The organism is Streptomyces sp. NPDC088350 (assembly GCF_044753545.1).
Classification (GTDB): Bacteria; Actinomycetota; Actinomycetes; order Streptomycetales; family Streptomycetaceae; genus Streptomyces.
The window spans coordinates 56,112-82,653 of record NZ_JBIVNL010000002.1; the positions used below are offsets into that span (position 1 = coordinate 56,112).

Sequence of the window (26,542 nt, forward strand, 5' to 3'; positions counted from 1 at the left end):
CGACCGCCGACCTACGGCCCTAAAGCCCCAAGTCCGGCGTTGTGTTGGTGATTTGTCGACACCCGGTGGGTGATTTCCGCCCCAGCGGTGAAGGTTGGCTCATCCGGCGCGTAGTTTTAGCGACAACACGCGTCTGGTAGGAGCAGCCTTGGCACGGAAGATCGGCAGCCGGTACACCGCCAACCAGATCCTGGGGCGGGGCAGCGCCGGCACGGTGTGGCTGGGTGAGGGTCCCGAGGGGCCCGTCGCCGTCAAGCTGCTGCGCGAGGACCTCGCGTCCGACCAGGAACTCGTCGGACGCTTCGTGCAGGAGCGCACGGCCCTGCTCGGCCTGGAGCACCCGAACATCGTGTCCGTGCGGGACCTGGTCGTCGACGGCAACGACCTCGCCCTCGTCATGGACCTCGTCCGCGGCACCGACCTGCGCACCCGCCTCGACCGGGAACGCAGGCTCGCCCCCGAGGCCGCGGTGGCGATCGTCGCCGACATCGCGGACGGACTGGCGGCGGCCCACGCGGCCGGGGTCGTGCACCGGGACGTCAAGCCGGAGAACGTGCTCCTCGACATGCAGGGCCCGCTCGGCCCCGGCGGCGCGCACCCCGCCCTGCTGACGGACTTCGGGGTCGCCAAACTCATCGACTCCCCGCGCCGCACCCGCGCCACGAAGATCATCGGCACGCCCGACTACCTCGCCCCCGAGATCGTCGAGGGCCTGCCGCCGCGCGCCGCCGTGGACATCTACGCCCTCGCGACCGTCCTGTACGAACTCCTCGCCGGCTTCACCCCCTTCGGCGGTGGCCACCCCGGCGCGGTGCTGCGCCGGCACGTCACCGAGACCGTCGTACCGCTGCCCGGGATCCCCGACGAACTCTGGCAGCTGATGGTGCAGTGCCTGGCGAAGGCCCCGGCCTCCCGGCTGCGGGCCTCCGAACTCGCCGCCCGCCTGCGCGAACAGCTCCCCCTGCTGGCCGGGATGCCCCCGCTGGACGTGGACGAGCCGGACACCGAGCAGGAGGAGGCGGAGCAGGAGGAGACCCCGGTGGCCACGCCCGCGCGCGGGGAGCGGGTACGGCGCGGTGCCGTACCGCTGGTGCCGGGCGCCAAGCCCGCCGACTCCAACCGGGACACCCACACCTCGATGCGGGTCCCCGCCCCGGACGAGCTGGCGGGCGGCCCCCTCGGAACGGCCCGGGCACCCCGCCCGGCGGGCGCTCCACGCCCCGGTTCGGCCCGGCACCGGGCGGCGACCCGCCGCAGGCGGCTGACGCTGGGCGCGGCGGCGGTGGCGCTGGTGGCGGCGGTCGGGGTCGGTACGTGGGTGGCCACGTCCAGCGACGACTCCGGCGCGGACTCCCCGGCCACGAACAGCTCGGCACCGGCTTCGCCGTAGGGGTTTCGGCACCTCTCGGCCGACCGAGTCGGGTGGTGCGCGGGCGCAGGTCGGGGGTACGGGGGCGGAGTCCCCAGGTACGCCGGCACCGGCACGGGGTGACCAGAGCCCGGTGACAGGCACGGCGCACCCCGCTTGGCGGAGCCGTTACGCTGGGGGCGTGGCAGTCGTCGATGTATCCGAAGAGCTCAAGTCCCTCTCCTCGACCATGGAGTCGATCGAGGCCGTCCTGGACCTGGACAAGCTGAGGGCAGATGTCGTCGTCCTTGAGGAGCAGGCGGCAGCGCCCTCCCTGTGGGACGACCCGGAAGCGGCGCAGAAGGTCACCAGCAAGCTGAGTCACCTCCAGGCCGAGATCCGCAAGACCGAGACCCTGCGCGGCCGGATCGACGACCTCTCGGTCCTCTTCGAGATGGCCGAGGAGGAGGACGACCCGGACACCCGCGCCGAGGCGGAGAACGAGCTCACCGCCGTCAAGAAGGCGCTGGACGAGATGGAGGTCCGCACCCTCCTCTCCGGCGAGTACGACTCCCGCGAGGCCGTCGTCACCATCCGCGCCGAGGCCGGCGGCGTCGACGCCTCCGACTTCACCGAGAAGCTCCAGCGCATGTACCTGCGCTGGGCCGAGCGGCACGGCTACAAGACGGAGCTCTACGAGACGTCGTACGCCGAAGAGGCCGGCATCAAGTCGACCACCTTCGCCGTGCACGTGCCGTACGCCTACGGCACGCTCTCCGTCGAGCAGGGCACCCACCGCCTCGTGCGGATCTCGCCCTTCGACAACCAGGGGCGCCGCCAGACCTCCTTCGCCGGCGTGGAGATCCTCCCGGTCGTCGAGCAGACCGACCACATCGAGATCGACGAGTCCGAACTGCGCGTCGACGTGTACCGCTCCTCGGGCCCCGGCGGCCAGGGCGTCAACACCACCGACTCCGCGGTCCGCCTCACCCACCTCCCCACCGGCATCGTCGTCTCCTGCCAGAACGAGCGCTCGCAGATCCAGAACAAGGCCAGCGCGATGAACGTGCTCCAGGCCAAGCTGCTGGAGCGCCGCCGCCAGGAGGAGCAGGCCCGGATGGACGCCCTCAAGGGCGACGGCGGCAACTCCTGGGGCAACCAGATGCGTTCGTACGTCCTGCACCCGTACCAGATGGTCAAGGACCTGCGCACGGAGTACGAAGTGGGCAACCCCGAGGCCGTGTTCAACGGTGAGATCGACGGTTTCCTGGAAGCCGGAATTCGCTGGCGCAAGCAGCAGGAGAAGTAACTCCGCGCATTGTTTTGTCGACAAGGCAACTGCCGTCCACCGGGCGGCAGTTGCCTTTCGTGTATCCGGGTGTCTGGGTTTTACATCACACTCACAGATTCCATCTCCCAGCAAAGAACCCTTAGGTGGACATTGCGCTCGCAACGGCCTTGACGCTGCTGTGAAAAATGGGAAGGGTGAAGCGTGGCATGCGTGTCTCCGGGGCGCATGTGAACCGGGGGACTTGAGCTTTCGCCAGCCGCCACCCCCGTCGATCACGGCCCCGGACGCCGACGCACCACTGACGACGAGCTACATGGGGGTAGCAACCTAATGACGAAGAAGACGCGGATCCGTGTCGCGCGCATAGCGGCCGGCGTTGTCATCGCCGCCGGCGCCTCGCTGACCGCCGCGGGTGCCGCATCGGCGCTCGACCTCGGCGTGACCGTGAGCACCGGCACCGCCGACGACCCGACGCCCGGCGACGGGACCCCGACCGAGACGGGTCTCCCGACCGCTCCGAACTCCCCGACGGAGGAACCCCCGACCTCGCAGCCCCCGACCTCGGAGCCGCCCACCTCCACGCCTCCCACCGACGAGCCGACCGAGCCCACCGGCAACCCCACCGAGCCCACGGACGAGCCCACCGCCACCCCGTCGGACGGCAGCACCAGCGGCTCCGGCACCGGTTCCACCGGCGGCAACAACACCGACCCCGACGGCGGCTCCTCCGCCCAGGAGGCGGGCACCTCCGCCCTCACCGACACCGGCTCCGGCACCTCTGCCCAGGGCAGCGGCGACGAGCTGGCCGAGACCGGTGCGGGCCAGACCGCGTTCCTGCTGATCGGTGCCGCGACGATGATCGCCGGCGGCATCGCCTTCCGCGTCCTCCCGCGCCTCGGGAACGGCCGCGGCGGCACGGCTGCCTGACGGTAGCCGTACCCGTACGGAACGTACACGCAGCGCGTGACGAAGGGCCCGGAGCGGGAATCGCTCCGGGCCCCTCGTACGCGCTCCTGGTGTCGCTCAGGCAGTCTGGTGCGCCACCAGCGCCAGCGCCGCGATCAGTACCGCGAGCAGGGCGATCAGCGCCATCGGGTTGAGATTGCCCCAGGGGTTCTCCTGCTGCAGCCGCTCGCGGTTCGCACGGCAGACGGGACAGCGGCCCTCGTTCACGGGCGCGGCGCAGTTCGCGCACACCAACCGGTCGTACGTCATGCGCTCGCCCTCCTTGCACCGGCTTCCACAGACACAACGCCGCGGGACACGAGAACGTTCCCGAACGTTCCCCTCCACTGTGCCAGGTTCCGCGGGATTCGGCGCGGCTCGCCTTATCCTGCCCCGACCCGGTCCGTTCCAGCCCTTCAATTCCGCGACAAAACGTGCAAGCCTCGCTCAACGCCGGACGCCGACTGCGCGGGCACACCCGGGTCGCGTATGGTCACGCTCACCTACCCCCGGCTACCCGTGGTGCACCCGTGATCCGATTCGACAATGTCTCCAAGGTCTACCCCAAGCAGACCCGCCCCGCCCTCAGGGACGTCTCCCTGGAAGTGGAGAAGGGCGAGTTCGTGTTCCTCGTGGGGTCCTCCGGCTCCGGGAAGTCCACCTTCCTGAGGCTGGTCCTCCGCGAGGAGCGGTGCAGCCAGGGCCAGGTGCACGTGCTGGGCAAGGACCTCGCCCGCATCTCCAACTGGAAGGTGCCGCAGATGCGCCGCCAGCTGGGGACCGTCTTCCAGGACTTCCGCCTGCTGCCCAACAAGACGGTCGCCGAGAACGTCGCCTTCGCCCAGGAGGTCATCGGCAAGTCCAAGGGCGAGATCCGCAAGTCCGTGCCCCAGGTGCTCGACCTCGTCGGGCTCGGCGGCAAGGAGGACCGGATGCCCGGCGAGCTGTCCGGTGGTGAGCAGCAGCGCGTGGCCATCGCGAGAGCCTTCGTGAACCGCCCCAAGCTCCTCATCGCGGACGAGCCCACCGGCAACCTCGACCCGCAGACCTCCGTCGGCATCATGAAGCTGCTCGACCGGATCAACCGGACGGGCACCACCGTGGTGATGGCGACGCACGACCAGAACATCGTGGACCAGATGCGCAAGCGCGTCATCGAGCTGGAGAAGGGCCGCCTCGTCCGTGACCAGGCACGTGGCGTCTACGGCTACCAGCACTGACCGCCGATCGACCGCCGTCTGATGTCCGTCCACGGAAAGGCCTGAAGAAGCCGCCATGCGCGCCCAGTTCGTACTCTCCGAGATCGGTGTCGGTCTCCGCCGCAATCTGACGATGACCTTCGCGGTCGTCGTCTCCGTAGCCCTGTCCCTGGCCCTCTTCGGCGGCTCGCTCCTGATGAGCGACCAGGTCACCACGATGAAGGGCTACTGGTACGACAAGGTCAACGTCTCGATCTTCCTCTGCAACAAGAGCGACGCCGAGTCCGACGCCCACTGCGCCAAGGGCGCGGTGACCGACGACCAGAAGGCCCAGATCAAGTCCGACCTCGGCAAGATGTCGGTCGTCGAGAAGGTCGTCTACGAGTCGCAGGACGAGGCGTACAAGCACTACAAGGAGCAGTTCGGCGACTCCCCGCTGGCCAGTTCGCTGACGCCGGACCAGATGCAGGAGTCGTACCGCATCAAGCTCAAGGACCCGGAGAAGTACCAGGTCATCGCGACCGCCTTCGACGGCCGTGACGGCGTCCAGTCGGTGCAGGACCAGAAGGGCATCCTGGACAACCTCTTCGGCCTCCTGAACGGCATGAACTGGGCCGCGCGCGCGGTCATGGCCCTCATGCTCGTCGTCGCCCTGATGCTGATCGTCAACACCGTGCGCGTCTCGGCGTTCAGCCGTCGCCGTGAGACCGGCATCATGCGGCTGGTCGGCGCGTCCGGCTTCTACATCCAGGCGCCGTTCATCATGGAGGCCGCCGTCGCCGGCCTGATCGGCGGCACGGTCGCCTGCGGATTCCTGGTCGTCGCCCGGTACTTCATCATCGACCACGGCCTCGACCTGTCCCACAAGCTCAACCTGATCAACTTCATCGGCTGGGACGCCGTCCTCACCAAGCTCCCGCTGATCCTCGCGACGAGCCTCCTGATGCCCGCGCTTGCGGCGTTCTTCGCGCTGCGCAAGTACCTGAAGGTGTGACACATGCCAAGAGGGCCGTACGGGCAACCGCCCGTGCGGCCCTTCGCGTTGTCCTAGACTCACCGCCATGTCAGGCCGCGACCTGTTCTGTCAGCCCCGCCGCATCCGCCGCGGGGCCGCCCTGACATTGGTGTTCGCGAGTGTGCTGGTCGCCGGTGCGGCGACCGGGGCGTTCGACGAACCCGACCGGTCCGACCGGAAATCGGCGTCCGGTACGGCCCGTTCGGCGACCGTCGCCCGGCACGAGGACATCGCGAAGGCCGCCGCCGAGGCCAAGGCCGACGGCAAGTCGCCCATGGATGCCGCCGAGAGGGCCGTCAGTCGCAGCGGGGACCGCTGGGGGGCCGTGTACTCCCAAGGGGAGTACGAGGAGTTCGAGGAGGCCCTCGACGGCCAGTACACCGGCGTCGGGCTCTGGGCCCGGCGCGAGCGCGACGGCCGCATCGAGGTGACCAAGGTGCAGTCCGGGTCGCCCGCCGCCGCGGCGGGTGTCCACAAGGGCGACCGGCTGCGCACCGTGGACGGCGAGAACGTCGACGGGCAGCCCGTCACCGAGGTCGTCTCCTTACTGCGCGGTGACGCCCAGGACGCCGCCGCCGGCACCACCGTCACCCTCGGCCTGGAGCGCGGCACGCACGCGTGGAGCGAGACCGTACGCCGCGCCCGGCTCTCCACGGACTCCGTGATCGTCACCAAACTGACCGACGACGTCACCGTCATCAAGATCGCCGCCTTCACCAAGGGCGTCGGCGACCTCGTCCGCACCGCCGTACGGCAGGCCCCCGCCGACTCCGGCTTCATCCTCGACCTGCGCGGCAACTCCGGCGGACTGGTCACCGAGGCCGTCACCACCGCCTCCGCCTTCCTCGACGGCGGTCTCGTCGCCACCTACGACGTCGACGGCGAGGATCGCGCCCTGCACGCGGCCACCGGCGGCGACACCACCAGACCCCTGGTCGCGCTCGTCGACGGCGGCACGATGAGCGCGGCCGAGATGCTCACCGGCGCCCTCCAGGACCGCGGTCGCGCGGTCGTCGTGGGCTCCAGGACCTTCGGCAAGGGCTCGGTCCAGATGCCGAGCAAGCTCCCCGACGGCGTCGTCGCCGAACTCACCGTTGGCCACTACCGCACCCCCTCCGGCCACACCGTCGACGGCCGGGGCATCACCCCCGACCTCGATGTCACCGCACAGGGACAGGCAGCCGTAGAGCGCGCCGAGACCGTTCTGAGCGGGCTCGGGGACGCGTCCTAGCCGGTCCTGGCCGTCCGTTTCCGCTCTTCGGTAATCGCCTTTCCCTCGCACCCCCTCGTAGTGCGAAAATGGGCAGCACTATGAGCAAGGGAATGTACGTACCCAAGGAGTCCCAGCCCAAGCAGGGCGGTGGGGCCGCCGCCGGCAAGGCCAGGGACGGCGAAAAGGGTGGCAAGCGCAAGATCGTCGCCCAGAACAAGAAGGCCCGGCACGACTACGCGATCATCGACACCTACGAGGCCGGGATCGTCCTCTCCGGCACCGAGGTCAAGTCGCTGCGTGAGGGCCGGACCTCGCTGACCGACGGCTTCGTCCAGATCGACGGGGGCGAGGCGTGGCTGCACAACGCCCACATCCCCGAGTACCACCAGGGCACCTGGACCAACCACTCCGTGCGCCGCAAGCGCAAGCTGCTCCTGCACCGGGAGGAGATCGACAAGCTGGAGTCCAAGACCCAGGAGACGGGTCACACGATCGTGCCCCTCGCCCTGTACTTCAGCAACGGCCGGGCCAAGGCCGAGATCGCGCTCGCCCGGGGCAAGAAGGAGTACGACAAGCGGCAGACCCTGCGCGAGAAGCAGGACCGCCGGGAGTCGGACCGCGCGATCGCGGCGGCGAAGCGGAAGCAGCGCGGCGAGTAGCCACGCGGAATACGGTGGCATCGGCGTGCGTTGGTCACGTACGATGGCTACTGCACCCCACAGCGGGTGTGACGTCCTTCTTCGGAAGGACATTGAAAAAACAACATGGGGATGATCGGTTTCGACAGCGGATGTCGAAGCAGGTGAAGCGTGTCGAGGAAGCGGCAATGATCTCGTTAACCATATGTCGCAACCAATAATCGCCAATTCCAAGAGCGATTCCCAGTCCTTCGCCCTCGCTGCCTAATAACAGCGACTGAAGGACCCTAAAAGGGTGTCAGCCCGGGGGTGTTCCCGACCCGGACCCTGGCATAATCTAGGGAACTAAACCATCGAGCCCGGTCACGGGGTTCGATGGGAAATCAAACAGTGACTGGGCCCGTCGGCGACTTGTTCGCGTGATCACCGGGGCCGAGAAAATCACAGCGAACTGCACACGGAGAAGCCCTGATTCTGCACCGGTGGACGCGGGTTCGATTCCCGCCATCTCCACTCATCCCATGTTTGTAATTGAGCACAGTGGTAAGGCCCCCCGCTGCTTCGGCAGCGGGGGGCCTTTTCCTTTCACCGAACAGTGAAGGTCGATATCCGCAAGCCGTCGCTCAGGACCAGATACACGTCCGTACGGCCTTTCGCCGTATCCGACAGATCGGCGGTCACCGTCTCGTAGTCGTACGACGATGAAGTCGCCGCCGTGTGAACCGTCCCCACGAGCCTGCCCGTCGGAGAGCCCAGCCGGACCTCGACCGTGCCGGGGGACGTCCCGGCGACACGGGCGGTCAACTCGCCGGCACCCGCGCCCAGTTGCGTGTCCGTGAACTTCAGCCACGCGCCGTCCGCCGCCGCGCCCACCGCCGTACCGCTCGCCTTGGACTCGTCGACGAGGTGGATGCCGGAGTAGTCGTCGAAGTTCTCGGCGCGGGTCGTCCTCGACAGGTCGCGGGGTGGGATGGTATCGCCGTGGATTCGCCAGGTCGTGCGGGTGCGGATGTCGGCGGAGGACGCTCCGGCCATGACGTCGTACGTGCCGCTTTCCACCACCCATTTCGAGCGGGTGACGTCCCAGTGGGCGAGGTCTTTCCGCTGGAGATTCAGGCGGACCGTTTTTGTCTCGCCGGGTTTGAGGGACACCCGCTGGAAGGCTTTCAGCTGTTTCAACGGCTCCTTGTCGCGGGAGGTGCGCTGGTGGGTGTAGAGCTGTACGACCTCGTCGCCCGACCGTGTGCCCGTGTTGGTGACCGGGACCTCGTAGCCGCCGGCGACGGCTTTCAGGGTGCCGTAGTGGAAGGTCGTGTACGAGAGGCCGTAGCCGAAGGGATAGAGCGGCTTGCCCTGGAAGTACTGGTAGGTGCGGTCGGACTTGATGATGTCGTAGTCGAGGATCGAGGGGAGGTCGGCGTCGGAGCGGTACCAGGTCTGGGTGAGGCGGCCGGACGGGTTTTCGTCGCCGTAGAGGATGTCGGCGAGGGCGTTGCCCGTCTCCTGGCCCGCGTGGGAGGTCCAGAGGAGGGCCGGGACCTCCTTCTGCACAGCACCCAGCGTGGTGGGGTAGCTGTTCTCGACGACCACGACCGTCCTGGGGTTGGCCTGGTGGACCGCCTTGACCAGGGCCTCCTGTGAGGGGGCCAGGGACATGTCCGTGCGGTCGTGGGCCTCGCGGCCGTTGATCGACGGCATGGAGCCGATGACGACGATCGCCGTGTCCTTGCCCTTCACCGCGGCCACGGCGTCGGCGACTCCGCTGCGGACCACGTCCTTCGTGTAGTGCGCCGCCCGGTCCTTGGAGACGAGGCCGAGGGTGCCGTTCGCGTCCGTCGGACCGAGGTAGACCGGGCTCGACCACCAGGACTCGGCCGTCTCGTAGCCCGCGTACTTCAGCAGGTATGTGCCGTCGTCCTGCTGCTCCAGCTTGAACTGCTGCTGGACGTACCAACCGTTCGGCTGTGTCTGGTCGTTGACGAAGTTCGACCAGTTGTAGCCGACGTACTTGCCGTTGGCGGCCGAGCGCAGGGTCACGATGCCGGAGCCCCAGTCGAACGCGTCGAACTGGGCCGCGATTGTCGGGGTGTTGGTGGTCTCCTGCAAGGGTGCGCCCGTGCCGCCGGTGCCCGCCGTGACGTATGTGCCGGTCGCCGTGTCGCGCAGGGCGATGCGGTCCACTCCCTCGCTGGTGGCCACACTTGCGTTCAGTTTCGAGGCGATGCCCTTCGCGGGGGTGACGGCGTAGGGGAGTGTGCCCGAGTACCAGTCGGTGTAGAGGGTGTCGGCGAGGGGGCCGACCACGGCGACGTCCTTGCCCGAACTCCTCAGTGGCAGCGTCCCGTTGTTCTTCAGGAGGACCGTGCCCTCGGCCGCCGCCTTGCGTGCCAGCCGCTGGTGCGCCGGGCTGTTGATGACCGACGCGTCGATCGAGCCGTACTCACCGCCGCCCGGGTCGAATTCACCGAGCCGGACGCGGACGGAGAGGATGTCCCTCGCTGCCCTGTCGATGTCCGACACCTTCAACGGGCCCTGTTGCAGAGCCGAGTTGATCGCCGTCGTCGTCGGGCCCGGGTCCGCGCTGTTGTCCGTGAAGCTGTCGACGCCGGCCTTCAGCGCCGCCGCGTCGCCCTCCGCGATCGTGGGGTAGTACTGCTGGGGCGAGACGAGGTTGCCGGGGGCGAAGGCGTCGGTGACGTTCAGCAGGTTCTGGTCGGTCCACGTCCGTACTTCGTCGTTCAGGTCCGGATTCACCGTGGCGGGGCGGCCGTTGACGAGGTTGTACGATGTCATCACGCCCGTGGCCGCGTCCGCCGCGATCGCCGGCTTGAAGGCGGCCTCGTCGTACTCCTTCTGTACACGTGGGCGCAGGTCGGAGGAGGTGGTCGCGCGGTCGGCCTCGTTGTTGTAGGCGAGGTAGTGCTTCAGGGTGGGGGCGGTCTTGAGGTGGTTGGGGTCGCCGCCGGTGAGGCCCTCGCCGTAGGCCGTGGCGAGGGCGCCGGTCAGTTCCGGGTCCTCGCTGTAGCCCTCCTCGTTGCGGCCCCAGCGCGGGTCGCGGAGGAGGTTGACCACCGGGGCCCAGAGATTCAACCCCCAGCCGTCCGGGCGCTGTTGCTGGAGGCCGCGGGCCTCGTCGCCGACCGCCGAGCCGACCTGCTCCATCAGGGCCGGGTCCCAGGTCGAGGCGAGTCCGACGGCCTGTGGGAAGACGGTGGCCCTGCCGAGCCAGGCGACGCCGTGCAGGGCCTCGGTGCCGGTGCGGAAGGACTGGATGCCGAGGCGGGGGATCGCGGGCTCGTACTGGTGGAGGAGGGAGATCTTCTCGTCGAGGGTGAGGCGGCCCAGGAGGTCGTCAACGCGTGTGCTCACCGGGAGAGTTGGGTCGCGGAAGGGGTAGGGGGTGTCGGCGGTCGCCGGGACCGTCGCTCCCAGCCCTGCGATCAGGGCGAACGCCACGACGAGCGTGGTTCTGTGTCTTCTTCTCTTGCCTTTCATGTCACGGCTCCTTCGAGTAGGGCCTTGCACCAGCGGTCGTGAGGTCAGGGCGCGTTGCGCGGTGCCGTGCTCGCGCGTTCCGTGAGCCGGGGGGCCAGCAGGGTCGCGTCGGGTACGGGCGTGCCGCCCAGCTTCTTCATCAGCAACTCGACTGCGCGGGAGCCCAGTTCGGCGGCGGGCAGGGCGACCGAGGTGACGGGGACCCGTACGGACTCGGCGAGTTCGTCGGGGCAGATCGCGGTGACCGACAGATCGCCGGGGACGCGCAGCCCGAGCTGCTCGAAGGCGTCGATGAGGGGCTCCAGGAGGGGTTCGTTGTGGACGACGACTCCGGTCAACGCGGGCTGTTCGCGCAGCAGTTGCTCCGCCACGGCCGCCGCCGCCGCGGGTTCCGCCTCGCAGGGGTGGACCGAGGAGGCGAGCCTGTTGCGGTCGGCGGCGGCCGTGAAACCCTGAACCACCCGCTGGGCGAAGGCGGTTCCGCGGACGTACACCTCGGGCGGTGAGCCGACGAGGGCGACGACCCGGTGCCCGAGGCCCGCGAGCCGTTCCACGCACAGCTCGCCGGCCGCCTTGAAGTCGAGGTCGATGCAGGTCAGTCCGTCCGCCTCGGCCGGGAAGCCGATCATCACGGAGGGCCGGTCCAGGGAGCGGAGCAACGGCAGCCGGGGGTCGTCCAGTTGGACGTCCATCACGATCATCGCGTCCACGAGCGCCGAGTCCGCGACCCGCCGGAGACCCTCCTCGCCCTCCTCCTGGGTGAGCAGCAGCACGTCGTGGTCGTGGCGGCGGGCCGTGGTCACCACGGACACCGCGAACCGCATGACGACCGGGACATGGATGCCGGTCCGTAAGGGGATCACCAGCGCCAGCACCTTGGACCGGCTGCTGGCCAGGGCGCGGGCACCGGCGTGCGGCCGGTAGCCCAGCTCGCGGATGGACGCCTCGACGCGCTGCCGGGTCTCCTCGGAGATCGGACGCTTGCCGCTCAGCGCGTACGACACGGTGCTGGGGGAGACCCCGGCGTGCCGGGCCACATCGGTGATCTTCACCATCAGCCCAGCTCCAGGGTCAGGAACCCGGTGCCCGACTTCGACCGTTCCCCGGCGGCCAGTCCCCAGGGGAGGGCGGGATCACTGCAGGACGCCCGGAGCGTGTCCCCTTCGCGTACGACGGTGAAGGTCACGTCGCCGACCGGCACCGTCACCTGCGCGCCCCGCGCCAGGCCGTACGCGCGCAGGGTGACGCCGTCCGCGAAGTCGTAGTCGGGGCGGTCGGACACCGCGCCGACCGGGATCACCGCGCCCGGCCGGACGAGGAGCGGCACGCTGTCGAAGCCGTGCCTCTCGCGCACCCAGCGCGGTCCGGTGACCGTGCGCCCCGTGAGGTAGTGGGTCCAGGTGCCGTCGGGGACGTAGTACGAGACGTCCCCGTCGTCGCTGAAGACGGGCGCCACCAGCAGATCGCTCCCGAGCATGTACTGCCGTTCCAGGTGCGCGCACCCGGGGTCGTCCGGGAACTCCAGGACCATCGCCCGCATCATCGGCACGCCCTCGGCGGAGGCGGTGCGGGCGGTCTCGTAGAGGTACGGCATGAGGCTCAGCTTCAGGCGGGTGAACTGCCGTAGTACGTCCACGGATTCCTCGTCGAAGAGCCACGGGACGCGGTACGAGGAGCTGCCGTGCAGACGGCTGTGGGAGGACAACAGGCCGAAGGCCAGCCAGCGTTTGAAGAGGGCGGGGGTCGGGGTGCCCTCGAAGCCGCCGATGTCGTGGCTCCAGTAGCCGAAGCCGGACAGGCCGAGGGAGAGGCCGCCGCGCAGCGACTCGGCCATCGACTCGTACGTCGCCTCGCAGTCGCCGCCCCAGTGAACGGGGTACTTCTGGCTGCCGGTTGTGGCCGAGCGGGCGAAGACGACTGCCTCGCCCTCGCCGCGGTGTTTGCGCAGGACGTCGAAGACCGTGCGGTTGTAGAGGTAGCTGTAGTAGTTGTGCATGCGCTCGGGGTCCGCGCCGTCCGCGTAGGCGACGTCGACGGGGACCCGTTCGCCGAAGTCGGTCTTGAAGCAGTCGACGCCCTGCGCGAGCAGTGCCTCCAGCTTGGCCGCGTACCAGTCGCGGGCGGCCGGGCCGGTGAAGTCGACCAGGGCCATGCCGGGTTGCCACAGGTCCCACTGCCAGACACTGCCGTCCGGCCGGCGCAGGAGGTGACCGAGTGCCTTGCCCTCGGCGAAGAGCGGCGAGCGTTGCGCGATGTACGGGTTGATCCAGACGGAGATGTGCAGGCCCCGGTCCTTCAGCCGGGCGAGCATGCCCTCCGGGTCGGGGAAGACCCGCGGATCCCACTGGAAGTCGCACCAGTTGAACTCGCGCATCCAGAAGCAGTCGAAGTGGAAGACGGAGAGCGGGAGTTCACGCTCCCGCATGCCCTCGATGAACGACGTCACCGTCTCCTCGTCGTAGGAGGTGGTGAACGACGTCGACAGCCACAGGCCGAACGACCAGGCGGGCGGGAGCGCCGGGCGGCCGGTGAGGGCGGAGTACTTGCGGAGGATGTCCTTGGGGGTCGGGCCGTAGATGACGTAGTACGTCAACTGCTGGCTCTCCACGCTGAATTGAACGCGTGACACCGCCTCCGAGCCGACCTCGAAGGAGACGTGGCCGGGGTGGTCGACGAAGACGCCGTAGCCCGCGTCGGTGAGATAGAAGGGGATGTTCTTGTAGGCCTGTTCGGTGGCGGTGCCGCCGTCGGCGTTCCACATGTCGACGACCTGGCCGTTCTTGACGAGCGGGCCGAAGCGTTCGCCGAGTCCGTAGACCGATGTGCCTACTCCCAGGCCGAGTTGCTCGCGCAGGTAGTGCGCGCCGGTCGCGTCCCGCATGATGCCCATGCCCTTGGGGCCGCTGCCGGTGAGGACACGGCCGTGGGCGAGGAAGTCGACGTGCCAGGGGCCGGTGCGGGCGACCTGGACGGAGAGCGCGCCGGAGGTGAGGGTCGCGCGCTCGTCGTCGTAGGACGTGTGGACCGCGAAGTCATGCTTCTGGACGTCGAATTGGGGGCCGCGCGGCTGTTCGCCCTCGAAGTGGGTGAAGGTGACGCCGATGACGTCGGGCATCGGGGCGTGGGCGCTGATCGTCACGACCGGTCCCTTCAGCAGGTCGCCGCGGTGGCGGATGGGGACGGTCGGCGCGTGGATCTCCAACGCGCCGTCCGTGGCGGTGACGTCGAGGACCTCGACCGGGTGGGCGGCGGTGACGCCCTCGCGCAGCAGCCAGTAGCCGTCGGTGAACTTCACGTGGGGGCCCCTTACTACTTGACGGCACCCACGGCGATGCCGCGCGTGAGGGTCCGCTGGAAGACGAGGAAGAAGACGATGGCGGGCAACACACCCAGCAGGGCAGCCGCGTTGGTCATCGTGGCGTCCATCAGGCGCTGGCCCTGGAGGACACCGAGGGCCACCGACACGGTCTGGTTGTCGTTGGAGATCAGCATGACCAGGGGGAGCAGGAACTCGTTCCAGGTCCAGATGAAGAAGAAGACCAGGAGCACGCCGATCGTGGGGCGGCTGACCGGCACCACGATCCGCCACAGCACCTGCCACTTGTTGGCGCCGTCGATGCGGGCGGCTTCGAGGATCTCGCGGGGGAACTGGCCGAGCACGGAGGAGAGGAGATACGTGCCGAACGCCGCCTGGATCACGGTGAACACGATGATGACGCTGAGCCGGGTGTCGTAGAGGCCGGCCTGCTTGCTGAGGTAGTAGATCGGGTAGACCAGCGCCTCCTGCGGCAGCATGTTCGCCAGGACGAAGAAGGCCAGGACCCAAGTGCGGCCCCTGATACGGCCGATGCCGATCGCGTAGGCGTTGAGGACGGAGAGGACGGCGGCCAGGATCGCCACCGAGCCGCTGATCAGTACCGAGTTGAAGAGTTTCCGGCCGTAGTCGACGCGCTGCCAGAAGTCCTTGAGGCCGTTCAGGTAGAGGCCCTTGGGGAGGCTCAGCGGGCCGTGCTGGGAGTACTCCGTGGGCGACTTGACCGCGTTGACGGCGACGATCAGGAACGGCAGCACCATGAACAGGGCCGCGACGCACAGGGCGATCAGCACCGGACAGCGGCGCAGGGCGGTCGTCATGCTCGGGCCCCTTCCTCGGCGTCCTCGGCGCGGGTCTGGAGTTTCAGGCCGATCAGGGAGAGGGCCAGGATGATCACGGTCAGCACCGTGGAGATCGCGGCGCCGTAGCCGACCTGGGTCTTCTCGAAGAACGTGGTGAAGGAGAAGTAGGAGGGCACGTCCGTCGCGCCGCCCGGGCCGCCCTTCGTCAGTACGTACACCGCGCCGAACACCTTGAGCGCGGCGATCGTGCACCAGGTGAGGACGACATAGATCTCCGGTCGGATCTGTTGCAGCGTGATGTGCCAGAAGCGGCGCCACCAGCCGGCGCCGTCCAGTTCGGCCGCCTCGTAGAGCTGGGGGTCGACGCGTTGCAGCCCGGCCATGAACACCACGAGCGGGAAGCCGAGTTGGACCCAGACCATGACGCCCATGACGCTGTAGAGCGCGATGTCGGGGTCGCCCAGCCAGTCCTGTTGCCAGGAACCGAGGCCGATCGCTTTCAGCAGCGCGTTGAGGGAGCCGTTGTCGGGGGCGAGGATCCAGCTCCAGACGATGCCGGCGACCGCGATCGGCAGCACCTGCGGGAGATAGAAGCAGGCGCGGAGGATCGTGGCGACACGGGTGCCGAAGTGCTTGCCGATGTAGTCGAACAGGGCGGCGGCGAGGACCAGTCCGACCAGTGTCGGTACGGCCGCCATCGCCACGACCATGAACAGGCTGTGCCGGAAGGACGCCCAGAACTCGGAATCGTCCAGCAGGTCACGGTAGTTGGCGAGGCCCGTCCACTTGGGGTCGCCGACGCCCTGCCAACTCGTGAAGCTCACGGCCGTGTTCATCAGGAACGGGACGATGATCACGGCGAGGGCGGCGAGGGCGCCGGGGAGCAGGAACAGGGCGTAGGAGGAACGGAGTCGGGGGTTACGAGGGGCGCGCGCACCGGTGGATGGGTGCTTGCCCTCGGCCCGCGCGCCCTTCTCGGTCGTGACCGTCATGTCGACGGGACGCCCTTGTCGTACGCCTTCTGCAGGTTGCTGAGATAGGCGTCCGGGTTCTCGCTGTCCGTGATCAGCTTCTGGGTCTCGGAGACGAGGACGTCGTAGAAGCCGGGGACCGGCCAGTCGGGGTAGAAGGCCAGGCCGTCGCGGGCCGTGACGGTGTTGAAGTTGGCGATGAGTTCCTTGGACTTGGGGTCGGTGATCGCGGAGGTGTCGGCCGCGACCGGGATGCCGCCCTTGTTGCCCATCAGGTTCTGGATCTTCTTCGACAGGGTGATGTCGATGAAGTCGTAGGCGAGTTGCTTGTTCTTGGCGCCCTTGGGGACGACCCAGATGTTGCCGCCGGAGCCGAGGGTGAGGTTCGAGCCGGGCCAAAGGGCCGTGTCCCAGTCGAACTTGGCCTCCGTCTGGAAGCGGCCGTACCACCAGCTGCCGGAGAACAGGATGGGCGCCTTGCCCTGGATCCAGGAGACACCGGCGTCCTCGGCCTTGGTGCCGCTGGAGGTCTTGGCGATGTAGCCCTTCTTCACCCAGTCGGCGAAGGTGGTCGCCGCGTACGTCCATGCCGGGTCGTGGAAGTCCGTCTTGCCCTTGTACAGCTCGTACTTGTCGACCCAGGCGCGGTCGGCCTTCGAGAGCGCGAGTTGGTAGAGGTACTGCTGGGCCGGGTACTCGGCGCCGGCGTTCGCGAGGGGGGTGATGCCCTTCGCGGTGAACTGGGCCATGGCGGTGGTCAGTTCGTCGAACGTCTTCGGCTCGGCGATCCTGTACTTCTTGAAGAGGGCCTTGTTGTAGTAGACCATCGTGTACTCGCCGTAGTCCGTGACGCCGTACCACTTGCCGGAGCCCATCACTCCGTTGGGGTTGTAGAGGTCTGTTGTGCCTACGCTCGCCGGGATCTTCTTGTCCCAGCCGCGCGCCTTTGCTTCGGCGGTGAGGTCGGTGAGCAGGCCCTGTTTGGAGAGCAGGCCTGCCGTCGCGTTGCCCTTGTTGTACTCCAGGATGTCCGGGGCGTCGGAGGAGTTGAGGACCATGGGGGCCGTTTTCTGGATCTGCTCGAAGCCCTTTTCCTCGAACTTCACCTTCACGCCCGGGTGCCCGGCCTCGAACTCCTTGATGGCCTCGTTCCAGGCCACGCCCATCGCGCTGTCCGGGCCCTCGTAGTGCCAGAGTCTGAGCGTTTTGCCGTCGGAGGAGCCGCCGTCCGAGCTGCCGCCGCAGGAGGAGAGGAGCAGGGATCCACTCAGGATCAGTGCGGCGGTCATCGCGCGCCGTTGTGCCGTCAACATCCAGTGCCTCCGGGGGAGTCGGATGGGGTGTCGAATCGATTCGACGAGGGGCGTCGAAGCGCTTCGATGGAGGAAGGTATGTAGGGGCTGTGAGGGCGTCAATGGGTGCGGCAGGGATTGGGGCAAGCGGTTCGATGAGTTGTCGGTTGGGTGCGGGCCCGGTGGGGGCTGGTCGCGCCCACGCGGCGGAGCCGCAAATAGATACAGCCCCGCGCCCCTGGGTGAGCTGCCCTTAGGGAGTTGCCTTGCTCAGTACGCCGATCAGGAACGCCGTTGCTGCTGCCGCTATCGGCACTGCGAAGCCGGCCGTGGGTGACGTGTGGTCCGCTGTCCAGCCGCCTGCCGACGAACCGCATGCGATCCCCAGCAGCAGACCCGTCACCGCCAGGCTCATGCCCTCGTTCAACCTTCCCTCCGGCGTGCGGTGTTGGAGGAGGGTCATCGCGGTGACCATCGTCGGGGCCGTTGCCATGCCTGCCACCAACAGGGCCGCTGCCAGTGCCGGGAGGGAACCGGGCGTGTGGGTCGCGAGCAGGGGCAGGGTCATCAGGGTCGTCATCGCCAACAGGCACCACGACAGGCGGCGTTCCGGTGAGGTCGTCGGTTTCAGCTTGCCGTAGAGGAGGCCCGCCGCGCAGGAACCGGCCGCCTGGAGCGCCAGCACCGCGCCGCCCGCCGCGCGGTGGCCGGACGCGTTCGCGTACGCGAGGGTGGCGACCTCCAGTGAGCCGAACACCGCGCCGGTCGCGACGAAGCCGGCGAGGAGGGGAGGGATGCCGGGGGTGCGGAGGGGGGACCTGCCCTTCGGGGTCGGGCTCGGCGGTGGTTCCGTCGAACGCTGGGCCGCGAAGATCAGGATGCCGGTCATCAGCAGCACCGCCCCGGCCAGCGTGCCCGCCTCCGGGAAGAACGTGCCGCAGAGGAAGGCCGCGAGGGCCGGGCCCAGCATGAAGCACAGTTCGTCGGCGGCCTGTTCGAAGGAGTTCGCCGTGTGCAGGGCTTCGGCGTCCTCGGCGAGCAGGTGGGCCCAGCGGGCGCGGGACATGCCGCCGGTGTTGGGGGTCGTCGCGGTGGCCGCGTACGCGGCGAACAGGGTCCAGTCCGGGGCGCCGTAGTGAACGCACAACAGCAGCGCGAGGGAGCCGAGGGTCGCAACCGCCGTTGCCGGTACGGCTGTTCGGGACTGGCCGTAGCGGTCGGTCAGGCGCGCTATCCAGGGGCCCGCGACTGCCGTCGCCGCGAGGCCGGTCGCGGTGACGGCGCCGGCGAGGGCGTACGAACCCCGTGAACCGGCGATCATCACGACCGCGCTCACGCTGAACATGCCTGCGGGGAGGCGGGCGATGAGGTTCCCGGCGGTGAAGGCGCGGGTGCCGGGGAGGGTGAAGAGGCGGCGGTAGGTGGTCCGGCGGTCGATGGGCCTGGGGTCGGTGGTCCTGCGGTCGGTGGTCGATTGCGGCATGGGTACACCGTCACCCCGTGTGGATCATGGGGTCCAACACCTGCTCCGCGCCGATTCACGCACCTGCGTTGTAAGTTCGCCGGATGCCCTCGATGCCCTCCTCTCTCGATCCCCGGCTCCTCCGTGCCTTTCTCGCCGTGGCCGAAGAGCTGCACTTCACCCGTGCCGCCGCCCGGCTGTACCTCGCTCAGCAGGCGCTCAGCCGTGATGTGCGGCGGCTGGAGCGGGAGTTGGGGGCCGAGCTGTTCGTGCGGACCACCCGGCAGGTGACCCTGACGGCGGACGGTGAGCGGCTGCTGCCGTACGCCCGGCGGGTGCTCGCCGCGCAGGACGAGTTGGCCGCCGCGTTCCGGCAGGTCCGGCCGCTGCTCGTGGACCTGAACTCGCCGGGGCTGGTCACCGGGCGCCGGGTGCTGCGTCGGGCGCGTGAACTCGCCTCGGAGCAGGAGCTGATGGCCCGCTACGAGAGCGGACTGACGGGGGCCGCGGGGGAGTTGCTGGCGGGGCGGCTCGACGTGTCGTTCGGGCGGTTCGCCGGGCTTGAGCCGGTGCTGCGGGCCGGGCTCGGTCATCAGCTGGTGCGGTACGAGCCGATGGCGGTCGTGCTGCCCGAGGACCATCGGCTGGCGCCGCTCGCGGCGGTGCCGGTGGACGCGCTGGCGGGGGAGGCGGTGTACGCGGGCGCCGGGAATCCGCGTACTCCGGAGTGGACGGATCTCGCGCGTCGTCTGTTCGAGGGGCGTGACATCGAGGTTGCGGCGCCCGCGCCCATGGCCGTAGGCGAAGAGGAGTTCGAACGGGTCATGGCGAAGACACGGACCCCGATCCTCGCCGTGGTGGACTTTCCGGCCATGCCCCGGACGGTGCTGAGGCCACTGGTGCGCCCGGTGCCGTTGTCCGCCGTGTCGCTCGTGTGGCGAAAGGGGCTGGTGCACCCCGGATTCGACGCGCTTCGACGGGCTGCGGCGGAGATCGGAAGCGCCGAAGGGTGGCTTCGCCGGCCGGACGATGGATGGATTCCGGACATCGACGTGGACATGCTAAAGACGTAGAAATTACACATCCCCGTACATGCGCGGTTGCGTTGCGCTACCTTCGGGGGCCTGAGCGCGGTGTGGTAAGGGGGGCGCGTGCACCGGGTGGGGGCCCGGTTCGGCGGCGTGTGCTCAGGGTCGTCTGCGCGCCCGGAACAGTTCCGTGGGGGGATGTGCGTGCGCATGGAAAAGTGGCGGGAAGACGCCCAACCGGAATGGCCCCAGGCCGCATCCGCGACCAGAGATGTACCGGTCATAGGCGGAGAGGTCCAGGAGTTCTCGGAGACCGGAGCAACCGGAGCAACCGGAGGATCGGTGGCGCTGGGAGGATCGGCAGTGCCGGGAGGACCGGCGGCACCGAGAGGGCCGCGAGGACCGGAGATCCTGGAGGGCGGCCGGGATGCCGCCGAGGACGGGCGGCGTACGGCCAGGGACGGCCGTCGTATACGGAGCGGGTGGCCCGAGCCGCCGGCAGGCAGGCGCGCACCCGTGGCGCCCCTGGCACCTGTCGCACCCGTCGCGGGCGTCGGTGCCGGGATCCTCGCCGACCCCTGGGGCGCGTCCGCGGAGACGGGGATGGGAACGGGGACGGGGACGGGGGTGGGGACGGCCGACCCCGACGAGGTGACCGTCCAACTCGACGGACCGGCACCGGAGTTGGACGATCCGCGCAAGAAGGGCGCCGGTCACGACGACTCCGACGGGCCCGTCTTCGTCGACGAGTCCGGCCGCCGCAGCCGTAGGTACCGCCGGATCGGTATGGCCGTCGGCATCGCCTGCGCGGCCTACGCCGTCGTCATCGTCGTCACCCTGCTGTCCGGCAGTTCGGACGCGCCGTGGCTTCCGGTGCCGGGGCAGAAGAACGAGCCGCCCGCGGGCAAGGTCGACACCAAGCCGCTGCCCGCCGAGTCGGGGCGGCCGTCCGCCGGCGGTGGCGGTGTGGTGCCGGGGAACATCCCGACGGCGAGCGACGGTACGACACCGTCGCCGGGCGCCAGCGCGAGCCACGGCGCGCCCGGCGCGTCCAAGGCCCCGGGCAAGGCGAGCGCGTCCGCGTCCGCCAAGCCGTCCGCGAGCAGGAGCGCCTCGGTGCCGGTGGGCGGGGGCGCGAGCAATCCCGTCGTACAACCCACGCGGGCGTCGTCCTCGCCGCCCGCCGACCCGACGCCGTCGAACAGCCCGGTCACCACGCCCGATCCGACGCCGACGCCGAGCGCGACCACCGGCACCGGCACGGTGGCCGACGCCCCGAGCACGCCGTCGCCCGTGGCGCAGGAGCCGGCCGCCTCCGAACCGGCCTCCGCACCGGCACCGTCCCAGACCCCGGAGCACACCCTCTGATGGCATCGCGCAACCGCCGCCCCGAGGCCGTGAACCCGGCTCCGGGCGGCCGTCACGGCCCAACTCCGGCCGCGTTGAACGGAGTTGGACCCAGCGCCCGGAGCGGAGCCGGGTCGCGCACCTCGCGCGGTCCCTGGGCCTCGCGCGGTCCCCGGTCCCCGCGCGGTCCCCGGTCCCCGCGCGGTCCCCGGCGCCGCCGTCTGCCCATGCGGTTCCTGCTGCCGATGCTGCTCCTCGTCGCCATGCTGGCGATGCTGATGCTGCGCGGCTACGTGCACAGCGAGATCCTCGCCGACCACCGCATCCGGCCCGAGGCCGCGACGGACAAGGTGCCGGAGAAGATCCTCGACGGCGGCCCGGTCATCGACACCCGTAGCGGCCGTACGACGAGTCTGGACGTGCCGGACCACGACATCGTCCTCACCTTCGACGACGGCCCCGACCCGACCTGGACGCCCAAGGTCCTGGACGTGCTCAAGAAGCACCACGCGCACGCCGTCTTCTTCGTCACCGGCACGATGACCTCGCGCTACCCGGACCTGGTCAAACGCATCGTGGACGAGGGCAACGAGGTCGGCGTGCACACCTTCAGCCACCCCGACCTCTCCTTCCAGTCCGAGAAGCGCATCGACTGGGAGCTGTCGCAGACCCAGCTCGCGATCACCGGCGCGGCCGGCATCCGTACATCGCTGTTCCGGCCGCCGTACTCGTCCTCCGCCGACGCGATGGACAACCTGTCGTGGCCGGTGACCGAGTACATCGGCACCCGCGGCTACCTCACCGCCGTCAACGACACGGACAGCGAGGACTGGCAGAAGCCCGGTGTCGCGAAGATCATCAGCAACGCCACCCCGCGCGGTGGCAAGGGCGCGATCGTCCTGATGCACGACTCCGGCGGCGACCGCCATCAGACCGTGCAGGCGCTCGACAGGTTCGTGCCGGAGATGCAGGCCAAGGGCTACACGTTCGACAACCTCACCGAGGCCCTCGGCGCGCCCAGCGCACTCACCCCGGTGACCGGCGTCGACCTCTGGAAGGGCAAGGCGTGGATCTTCCTGGTCCAGGCCTCGGACGACGTCACCGACGTCCTCGTCGTCGGCCTGGCGATCACCGGCTCCCTCGTCATCGCCCGCTTCGCGCTGATGCTCCTGCTCTCCGGCATCCACGCGCGCCGGGTGCGCCGCGAGGACTTCGCCTGGGGCCCGCCGGTCACCGAACCGGTCACGGTCCTCGTCCCGGCGTACAACGAGGCCAAGTGCATTGAGAACACGGTCCGTTCACTCATGGCGAGCGAACACCCCGTCGAGGTGATCGTCGTCGACGACGGCTCGGCCGACGGCACGGCGAGAATCGTCGAGGCGATGGCCCTGCCCAACGTCCGCGTCGTACGCCAGCTCAACGCCGGCAAACCGGCCGCCCTCAACCGCGGCCTGGCGAACGCCAGTCACGACCTCGTCGTCATGATGGACGGCGACACGGTCTTCGAACCGGCCACCGTACGGGAGTTGGTCCAGCCCTTCGGCGACCCGCGTGTCGGCGCCGTCGCCGGCAACGCCAAGGTCGGCAACCGGGACTCCCTCATCGGCGCCTGGCAGCACATCGAGTACGTGATGGGCTTCAACCTCGACCGCCGTATGTACGACATCCTCCGCTGCATGCCGACGATCCCGGGCGCCGTGGGGGCCTTCAGGAGAAGCGCGCTGGAGCGGGTCGGCGGCATGAGCGACGACACCCTCGCCGAGGACACCGACATCACGATGGCGATCCACCGGGACGGCTGGCGCGTCGTCTACGCCGAGAGGGCCCGCGCCTGGACGGAAGCCCCGGAAACGGTCCAGCAACTCTGGTCCCAGCGCTACCGCTGGTCCTACGGCACGATGCAGGCGATCTGGAAACACCGGGGCGCCGTCCTGGACCGCGGCCCGTCCGGCCGCTTCGGCCGCGTAGGCCTCCCGTGGGTGGCCCTGTTCATGGTGGTGGCCCCGATCCTGGCCCCCCTGATCGACGTCTTCCTCCTCTACGGCCTGGTCTTCGGCCCCACCGAGAAGACACTCCTCGCCTGGCTGGGCGTCCTCGCGATCCAGGCGTTCTGCGCGGCGTACGCCTTCCGCCTCGACCGCGAGCGGATGACCCACCTCGTCTCGCTGCCCCTTCAGCAGATCCTCTACCGCCAACTCATGTACGTCGTGCTGCTCCAGTCCTGGATCACGGCACTCACCGGCGGCCGGCTGCGCTGGCAGAAGCTGCGGCGCACAGGTGTCGTGGAGGCGCCCGGCGGTCCGGTGCCGACCCAGCGAAGCCGTAGTGGCAGTGAACGGAGGCCGGTGGCATGACGCACGGATACACGGCGGGGACGGGTACGAGCCCGGATCCCGAGTCGACGCCGGCGTTCGGGATTCCCCAACAGCGGCATCAGGAACCGCAGTTGGCACCGGAACCGGAGTCGGCACCGCAACCGAAGAAGGCGAAAGGCGGTGGCCGGGACCGCTACCTCGACCTCCTCCGCTCGATCGCCCTCGTCCGGGTCGTCATCTACCACCTCTTCGGCTGGGCGTGGCTGTCGGTCCTGTTCCCGTCCATGGGCGTGATGTTCGCGCTGGCGGGCTCACTGATGGCCCGCTCCCTGAACCGTCCCGCGCCGGGTGTGATCAGGGGTCGGCTACGACGACTGCTGCCCCCGCTCTGGGCGTTCAGCGCGGTGGTGCTGACGATGATGTTCGCGAGCGGCTGGAATCTGCTCAAGGACCCTGATCTGGGCGGCACTTGGTCGGGCGCGGCGAAGGTGCTCGACTACGTCGTGCCGATCGGCGCGCCGCCGTACCCCGAGCATCTGGGCTCGGATTCCGGCCTGTTGGAGAGCACGTGGGCGGAGCAGGCGGCGGGCCCGTTGTGGTACTTGCGGGCGTATCTGTGGTTCGTGATCGCGTCACCGCTGCTGCTGTGGGCGTTCCGCAGGGTTCCGTGGGCGACCCTGCTGGCGCCCCTGGCATTGACGGCGGTCGTGGGCACAGGTCTTGTGACCATCCCCGGTGAGACGGGCAACGCGGTGTCCGACTTCGCGGTGTACGGGGGCTGTTGGGTACTGGGGTTCGCGCACCACGAGGGAGTACTGAAGAAGGTCCCGCGTTACCTCGCGGTGTCCGGCGCGGCCCTGATCATGGCCTTCGGCCTGTGGTGGGCGTCGGGTCATCTCGGCCCGGACGGCTGGGACTTGAACGACATCCCACTGGCCCAGGCGACCTGGTCCTTCGGCATCGTGGTGATCCTGCTCCAGTACGCGCCGTCCTGGCAGCAGTTGCCGGGGCGCCTGGCCCGCTGGGACAAGCTGGTGACCCTGTCCAACAACCGTGCCGTGACGATCTACCTGTGGCACAACCTCCTCATCATGGCCACGGTCCCGATCATCGACCAGCTGTACAACCTGCCGTTCATGGAGAGCGACAGCGCGACCGCCCTGCTCGACAAGGCGGACACGTTCCTGATGTTCCTGCTGATCTGGCCGCTCATCGCGGTGGCGATCCTGGCGTTCGGGTGGATCGAGGACATCGCCGCGAAGCGGAGGCCGCGGTTGTGGCCCAACGGGGTTGGTGGTGGGGGGAGTCGGTCTCGGCGGAGAGGCTGAGGCGTCAGGCGGTCAGTGCCGGTGGCGCAACCGTCCGTGCTCGGTCGTACAGGTCGCGGGCCGTGGGGTTCTTCAGGTGAGGGCGCAAGAGACCGAACATGGACTTCACGCGGTCGTCCGCGCGGCCGGACTGCACCTTGGGGTAGTCGTCGAGGGCCTGGTGCCAGGTGGCGCAGGCCGCTTCCAAGTGCCCGAGTTCCAGTTGCCGTTCGGCCAGCAGGCCACGGCGGTGTACTCGCGTGCGCTGGTAGGCGCCGGGGCGGAGCAGATCCGCCCGCTGCATGGCCTCGACGGCTCCGGCCTTGTCGCCGAGTTCGTAACGCACCTGGCTGACGTGGTAGTTGAGTGAAGAGGGGTCGTACGAGCCGAACGCCTTGCCGCGTGACTCGGCCCGGTCCATTGCCGCCTCGGCCTCCCGGATGTGGCGCAGCGCGCCCGTACGGTCGCCGGTTTGTGCGGCGGCATGCGCCTGCTGGCCGACGAGAAAGGCCAGCATCCGGGGGCCGGCCTGCGGGGAGGCCGCGGCAGCGGCGTCGGCCAGTTCCATGGCTTTCGCCCCGTGGCGGAGGTCGACCGCCTGGACGCTCATCCCTCGCAGAGTGGTGCAGTACGTCAGGTGGTCCTCGGCAGCGCCTGCCAGCTCCAGGGCCTTGACGTAGTAGCGCTGCGCGAGACCGTGCCGACCTTCGTCCACTGCCATGTAGCCGGTCAGGTAGAGCAGGTCCGAGGCGGCGGACAGCATCGCTTTGCGTACGGCTTCGGGCGAGTCCGCTCGCAGGTACGCGGCCACAGTGTTGACCATGAACGAGGCTGCCATGGGGCGTGCGTGACGGCCGCCGAACTCGTCGTCCAGTTCCGAGACCCGCTCGGTCATGGCGATGACCATGTCCACTTCGTTCATACCGATATGTGTCGTACGGCCGGACTGAACAGCTTCGGCGCGTCCGATCACGTCAGGCCAGCCGGGAATGGTGACGGCCACGGAGAACAGGCCGGCCCCCAGGACGCTGCGGCGGGACGGGTCCATGTCCAGCCTCCCCAGGTCGATCACCGCCTCCACGGTATCCGCAGCTGCGGAGGAGTGATCGCGGGGAACGGGCAGCCCGGCCTCTGCGTGGGTTACGGGGCGGCCGAGGCGGCGGGAGAGGGCTTCGAGGATGCATGCGCGCACCGCATCGCGAGGGACGGTTCCGTGGAGCCAGTGGCTCACCGCCGACTCGTCGTAGCGCAGCGGGATTCCGGTCTCCGTGCCGACCCGGTTCACCGCCCGCGCGAACTGGCGGTGAGTCCAACGGCTTTCGGCCAGCAGGCGCGTGAGCATCACGTTCGGTTCACGCTTGGCCATGCCATCAACTCCCCGTGCCCTGACGAACTTTCAAGGCTTTCAAGTCCTGCCGCCGCGACAACGCTACCGCTGAGCGTGGTCGCACGGTTGCGTAGAGGCAGCAAGGAATGGGGCGTGGACGGCTGTCTTCTTCGCAAGGGTCCGACAGCCGGGCGGCTCCAACTCGGCGGCATCCGGCGCTGAGTTCACTGAAA

Annotated in this window: 20 protein-coding genes and 1 other RNA gene; 12 read left to right on the forward strand and 9 right to left on the reverse strand. The window is 69.1% G+C overall.

Going from position 1 to position 26,542, the window contains the following annotated elements; genetic code table 11:
- The first annotated feature begins 148 nt into the window (after positions 1–148).
- The 3 genes from ACIQBL_RS05440 (at position 149) to ACIQBL_RS05450 (ending at position 3,566) form a co-directional block, all read left to right on the forward strand.
- A complete protein-coding gene (locus tag ACIQBL_RS05440; RefSeq protein WP_401937153.1) occupies positions 149–1,390 on the forward strand; it encodes a serine/threonine-protein kinase in 1,242 nt (413 codons plus the stop codon).
- Positions 1,391–1,550: 160 nt separating this feature from the next.
- Positions 1,551–2,657, forward strand: coding sequence for a peptide chain release factor 2 (gene prfB / locus ACIQBL_RS05445; RefSeq protein WP_401937155.1), 1,107 nt, complete (start codon positions 1,551–1,553; stop codon positions 2,655–2,657).
- Between the two features lie 312 nt (positions 2,658–2,969).
- On the forward strand, positions 2,970–3,566 hold the full coding sequence (locus tag ACIQBL_RS05450; RefSeq protein ID WP_401937158.1) for a hypothetical protein: 597 nt from the start codon (positions 2,970–2,972) through the stop codon (positions 3,564–3,566).
- Positions 3,567–3,662: 96 nt separating this feature from the next.
- Here ACIQBL_RS05450 and ACIQBL_RS05455 read toward each other — a convergent pair whose 3' ends face one another.
- Positions 3,663–3,854, reverse strand: a complete 192-nt coding sequence (locus ACIQBL_RS05455; protein WP_043679302.1) for a hypothetical protein — start codon at positions 3,852–3,854, stop codon at positions 3,663–3,665.
- A 260-nt stretch (positions 3,855–4,114) separates the two neighbouring features.
- On the opposite strand from ACIQBL_RS05455, the gene ftsE reads away from it, so the two are divergent.
- The 5 genes from ftsE to ssrA all read left to right on the forward strand — a co-directional run bounded on the left by ftsE (position 4,115) and on the right by ssrA (position 8,165).
- Positions 4,115–4,804, forward strand: a complete 690-nt coding sequence (gene ftsE / locus ACIQBL_RS05460) for a cell division ATP-binding protein FtsE (RefSeq protein ID WP_033286714.1) — start codon at positions 4,115–4,117, stop codon at positions 4,802–4,804.
- Between the two features lie 55 nt (positions 4,805–4,859).
- The gene (ftsX, locus tag ACIQBL_RS05465) at positions 4,860–5,777 is read left to right on the forward strand and encodes a permease-like cell division protein FtsX (protein WP_401937160.1); all 918 of its coding nucleotides are present in this window, start codon (positions 4,860–4,862) and stop codon (positions 5,775–5,777) included.
- A 67-nt stretch (positions 5,778–5,844) separates the two neighbouring features.
- Positions 5,845–7,029, forward strand: a complete 1,185-nt coding sequence (locus tag ACIQBL_RS05470; RefSeq protein WP_401937162.1) for a S41 family peptidase — start codon at positions 5,845–5,847, stop codon at positions 7,027–7,029.
- 92 nt (positions 7,030–7,121) lie between these two features.
- Positions 7,122–7,670, forward strand: coding sequence for an SsrA-binding protein SmpB (gene smpB, locus ACIQBL_RS05475; protein WP_043679314.1), 549 nt, complete (start codon positions 7,122–7,124; stop codon positions 7,668–7,670).
- A 107-nt stretch (positions 7,671–7,777) separates the two neighbouring features.
- Positions 7,778–8,165, forward strand: a transfer-messenger RNA (tmRNA) gene (ssrA, locus tag ACIQBL_RS05480).
- A 69-nt stretch (positions 8,166–8,234) separates the two neighbouring features.
- Here ssrA and ACIQBL_RS05485 read toward each other — a convergent pair.
- From ACIQBL_RS05485 to ACIQBL_RS05515, 7 genes are all read right to left on the reverse strand, one after another.
- A complete protein-coding gene (locus ACIQBL_RS05485; protein ID WP_401937164.1) occupies positions 8,235–11,144 on the reverse strand; it encodes a glycoside hydrolase family 3 C-terminal domain-containing protein in 2,910 nt (969 codons plus the stop codon).
- Between the two features lie 44 nt (positions 11,145–11,188).
- Positions 11,189–12,199: a LacI family DNA-binding transcriptional regulator gene (locus tag ACIQBL_RS05490; RefSeq protein ID WP_401937166.1), complete on the reverse strand. Its 1,011-nt coding sequence runs from the start codon at positions 12,197–12,199 to the stop codon at positions 11,189–11,191.
- Positions 12,199–14,439 carry an alpha-xylosidase gene (yicI, locus tag ACIQBL_RS05495; RefSeq protein ID WP_401937168.1) on the reverse strand — a complete coding sequence of 747 codons (2,241 nt, stop codon included), beginning with the start codon at positions 14,437–14,439 and terminating at the stop codon, positions 12,199–12,201. The genes ACIQBL_RS05490 and yicI overlap by 1 nt, the downstream gene beginning before the upstream one ends.
- 14 nt (positions 14,440–14,453) lie before the next feature.
- The gene (locus ACIQBL_RS05500; protein WP_401937170.1) at positions 14,454–15,278 is read right to left on the reverse strand and encodes a carbohydrate ABC transporter permease; all 825 of its coding nucleotides are present in this window, start codon (positions 15,276–15,278) and stop codon (positions 14,454–14,456) included.
- Entirely contained in the window at positions 15,275–16,252 is a 978-nt protein-coding gene (locus ACIQBL_RS05505; protein WP_401937171.1) for a carbohydrate ABC transporter permease, read from the reverse strand. The genes ACIQBL_RS05500 and ACIQBL_RS05505 overlap by 4 nt, the downstream gene beginning before the upstream one ends.
- A complete protein-coding gene (locus ACIQBL_RS05510; protein WP_401937172.1) occupies positions 16,249–17,544 on the reverse strand; it encodes an extracellular solute-binding protein in 1,296 nt (431 codons plus the stop codon). The genes ACIQBL_RS05505 and ACIQBL_RS05510 overlap by 4 nt, the downstream gene beginning before the upstream one ends.
- Before the next feature lie 232 nt (positions 17,545–17,776).
- Positions 17,777–19,006 carry an MFS transporter gene (locus ACIQBL_RS05515; RefSeq protein ID WP_401937174.1) on the reverse strand — a complete coding sequence of 410 codons (1,230 nt, stop codon included), beginning with the start codon at positions 19,004–19,006 and terminating at the stop codon, positions 17,777–17,779.
- Positions 19,007–19,098: 92 nt separating this feature from the next.
- On the opposite strand from ACIQBL_RS05515, the gene ACIQBL_RS05520 reads away from it, so the two are divergent.
- The 4 genes from ACIQBL_RS05520 (at position 19,099) to ACIQBL_RS05535 (ending at position 25,003) form a co-directional block, all read left to right on the forward strand.
- A complete protein-coding gene (locus tag ACIQBL_RS05520) occupies positions 19,099–20,058 on the forward strand; it encodes a LysR family transcriptional regulator (RefSeq protein WP_401938877.1) in 960 nt (319 codons plus the stop codon).
- A gap of 471 nt (positions 20,059–20,529) precedes the next feature.
- A complete protein-coding gene (locus ACIQBL_RS05525; protein ID WP_401937177.1) occupies positions 20,530–21,381 on the forward strand; it encodes a hypothetical protein in 852 nt (283 codons plus the stop codon).
- A gap of 206 nt (positions 21,382–21,587) precedes the next feature.
- Entirely contained in the window at positions 21,588–23,714 is a 2,127-nt protein-coding gene (locus ACIQBL_RS05530) for a glycosyltransferase (protein WP_401937178.1), read from the forward strand.
- A complete protein-coding gene (locus tag ACIQBL_RS05535; protein ID WP_401937181.1) occupies positions 23,711–25,003 on the forward strand; it encodes an acyltransferase in 1,293 nt (430 codons plus the stop codon). Before ACIQBL_RS05530 ends, ACIQBL_RS05535 begins: the two co-directional genes overlap by 4 nt.
- A 4-nt stretch (positions 25,004–25,007) precedes the next feature.
- On the opposite strand, the gene ACIQBL_RS05540 is transcribed toward ACIQBL_RS05535, so the two are convergent.
- The gene (locus ACIQBL_RS05540) at positions 25,008–26,348 is read right to left on the reverse strand and encodes a tol-pal system YbgF family protein (RefSeq protein WP_401937183.1); all 1,341 of its coding nucleotides are present in this window, start codon (positions 26,346–26,348) and stop codon (positions 25,008–25,010) included.
- Between the last annotated feature and the right edge of the window lie 194 nt (positions 26,349–26,542).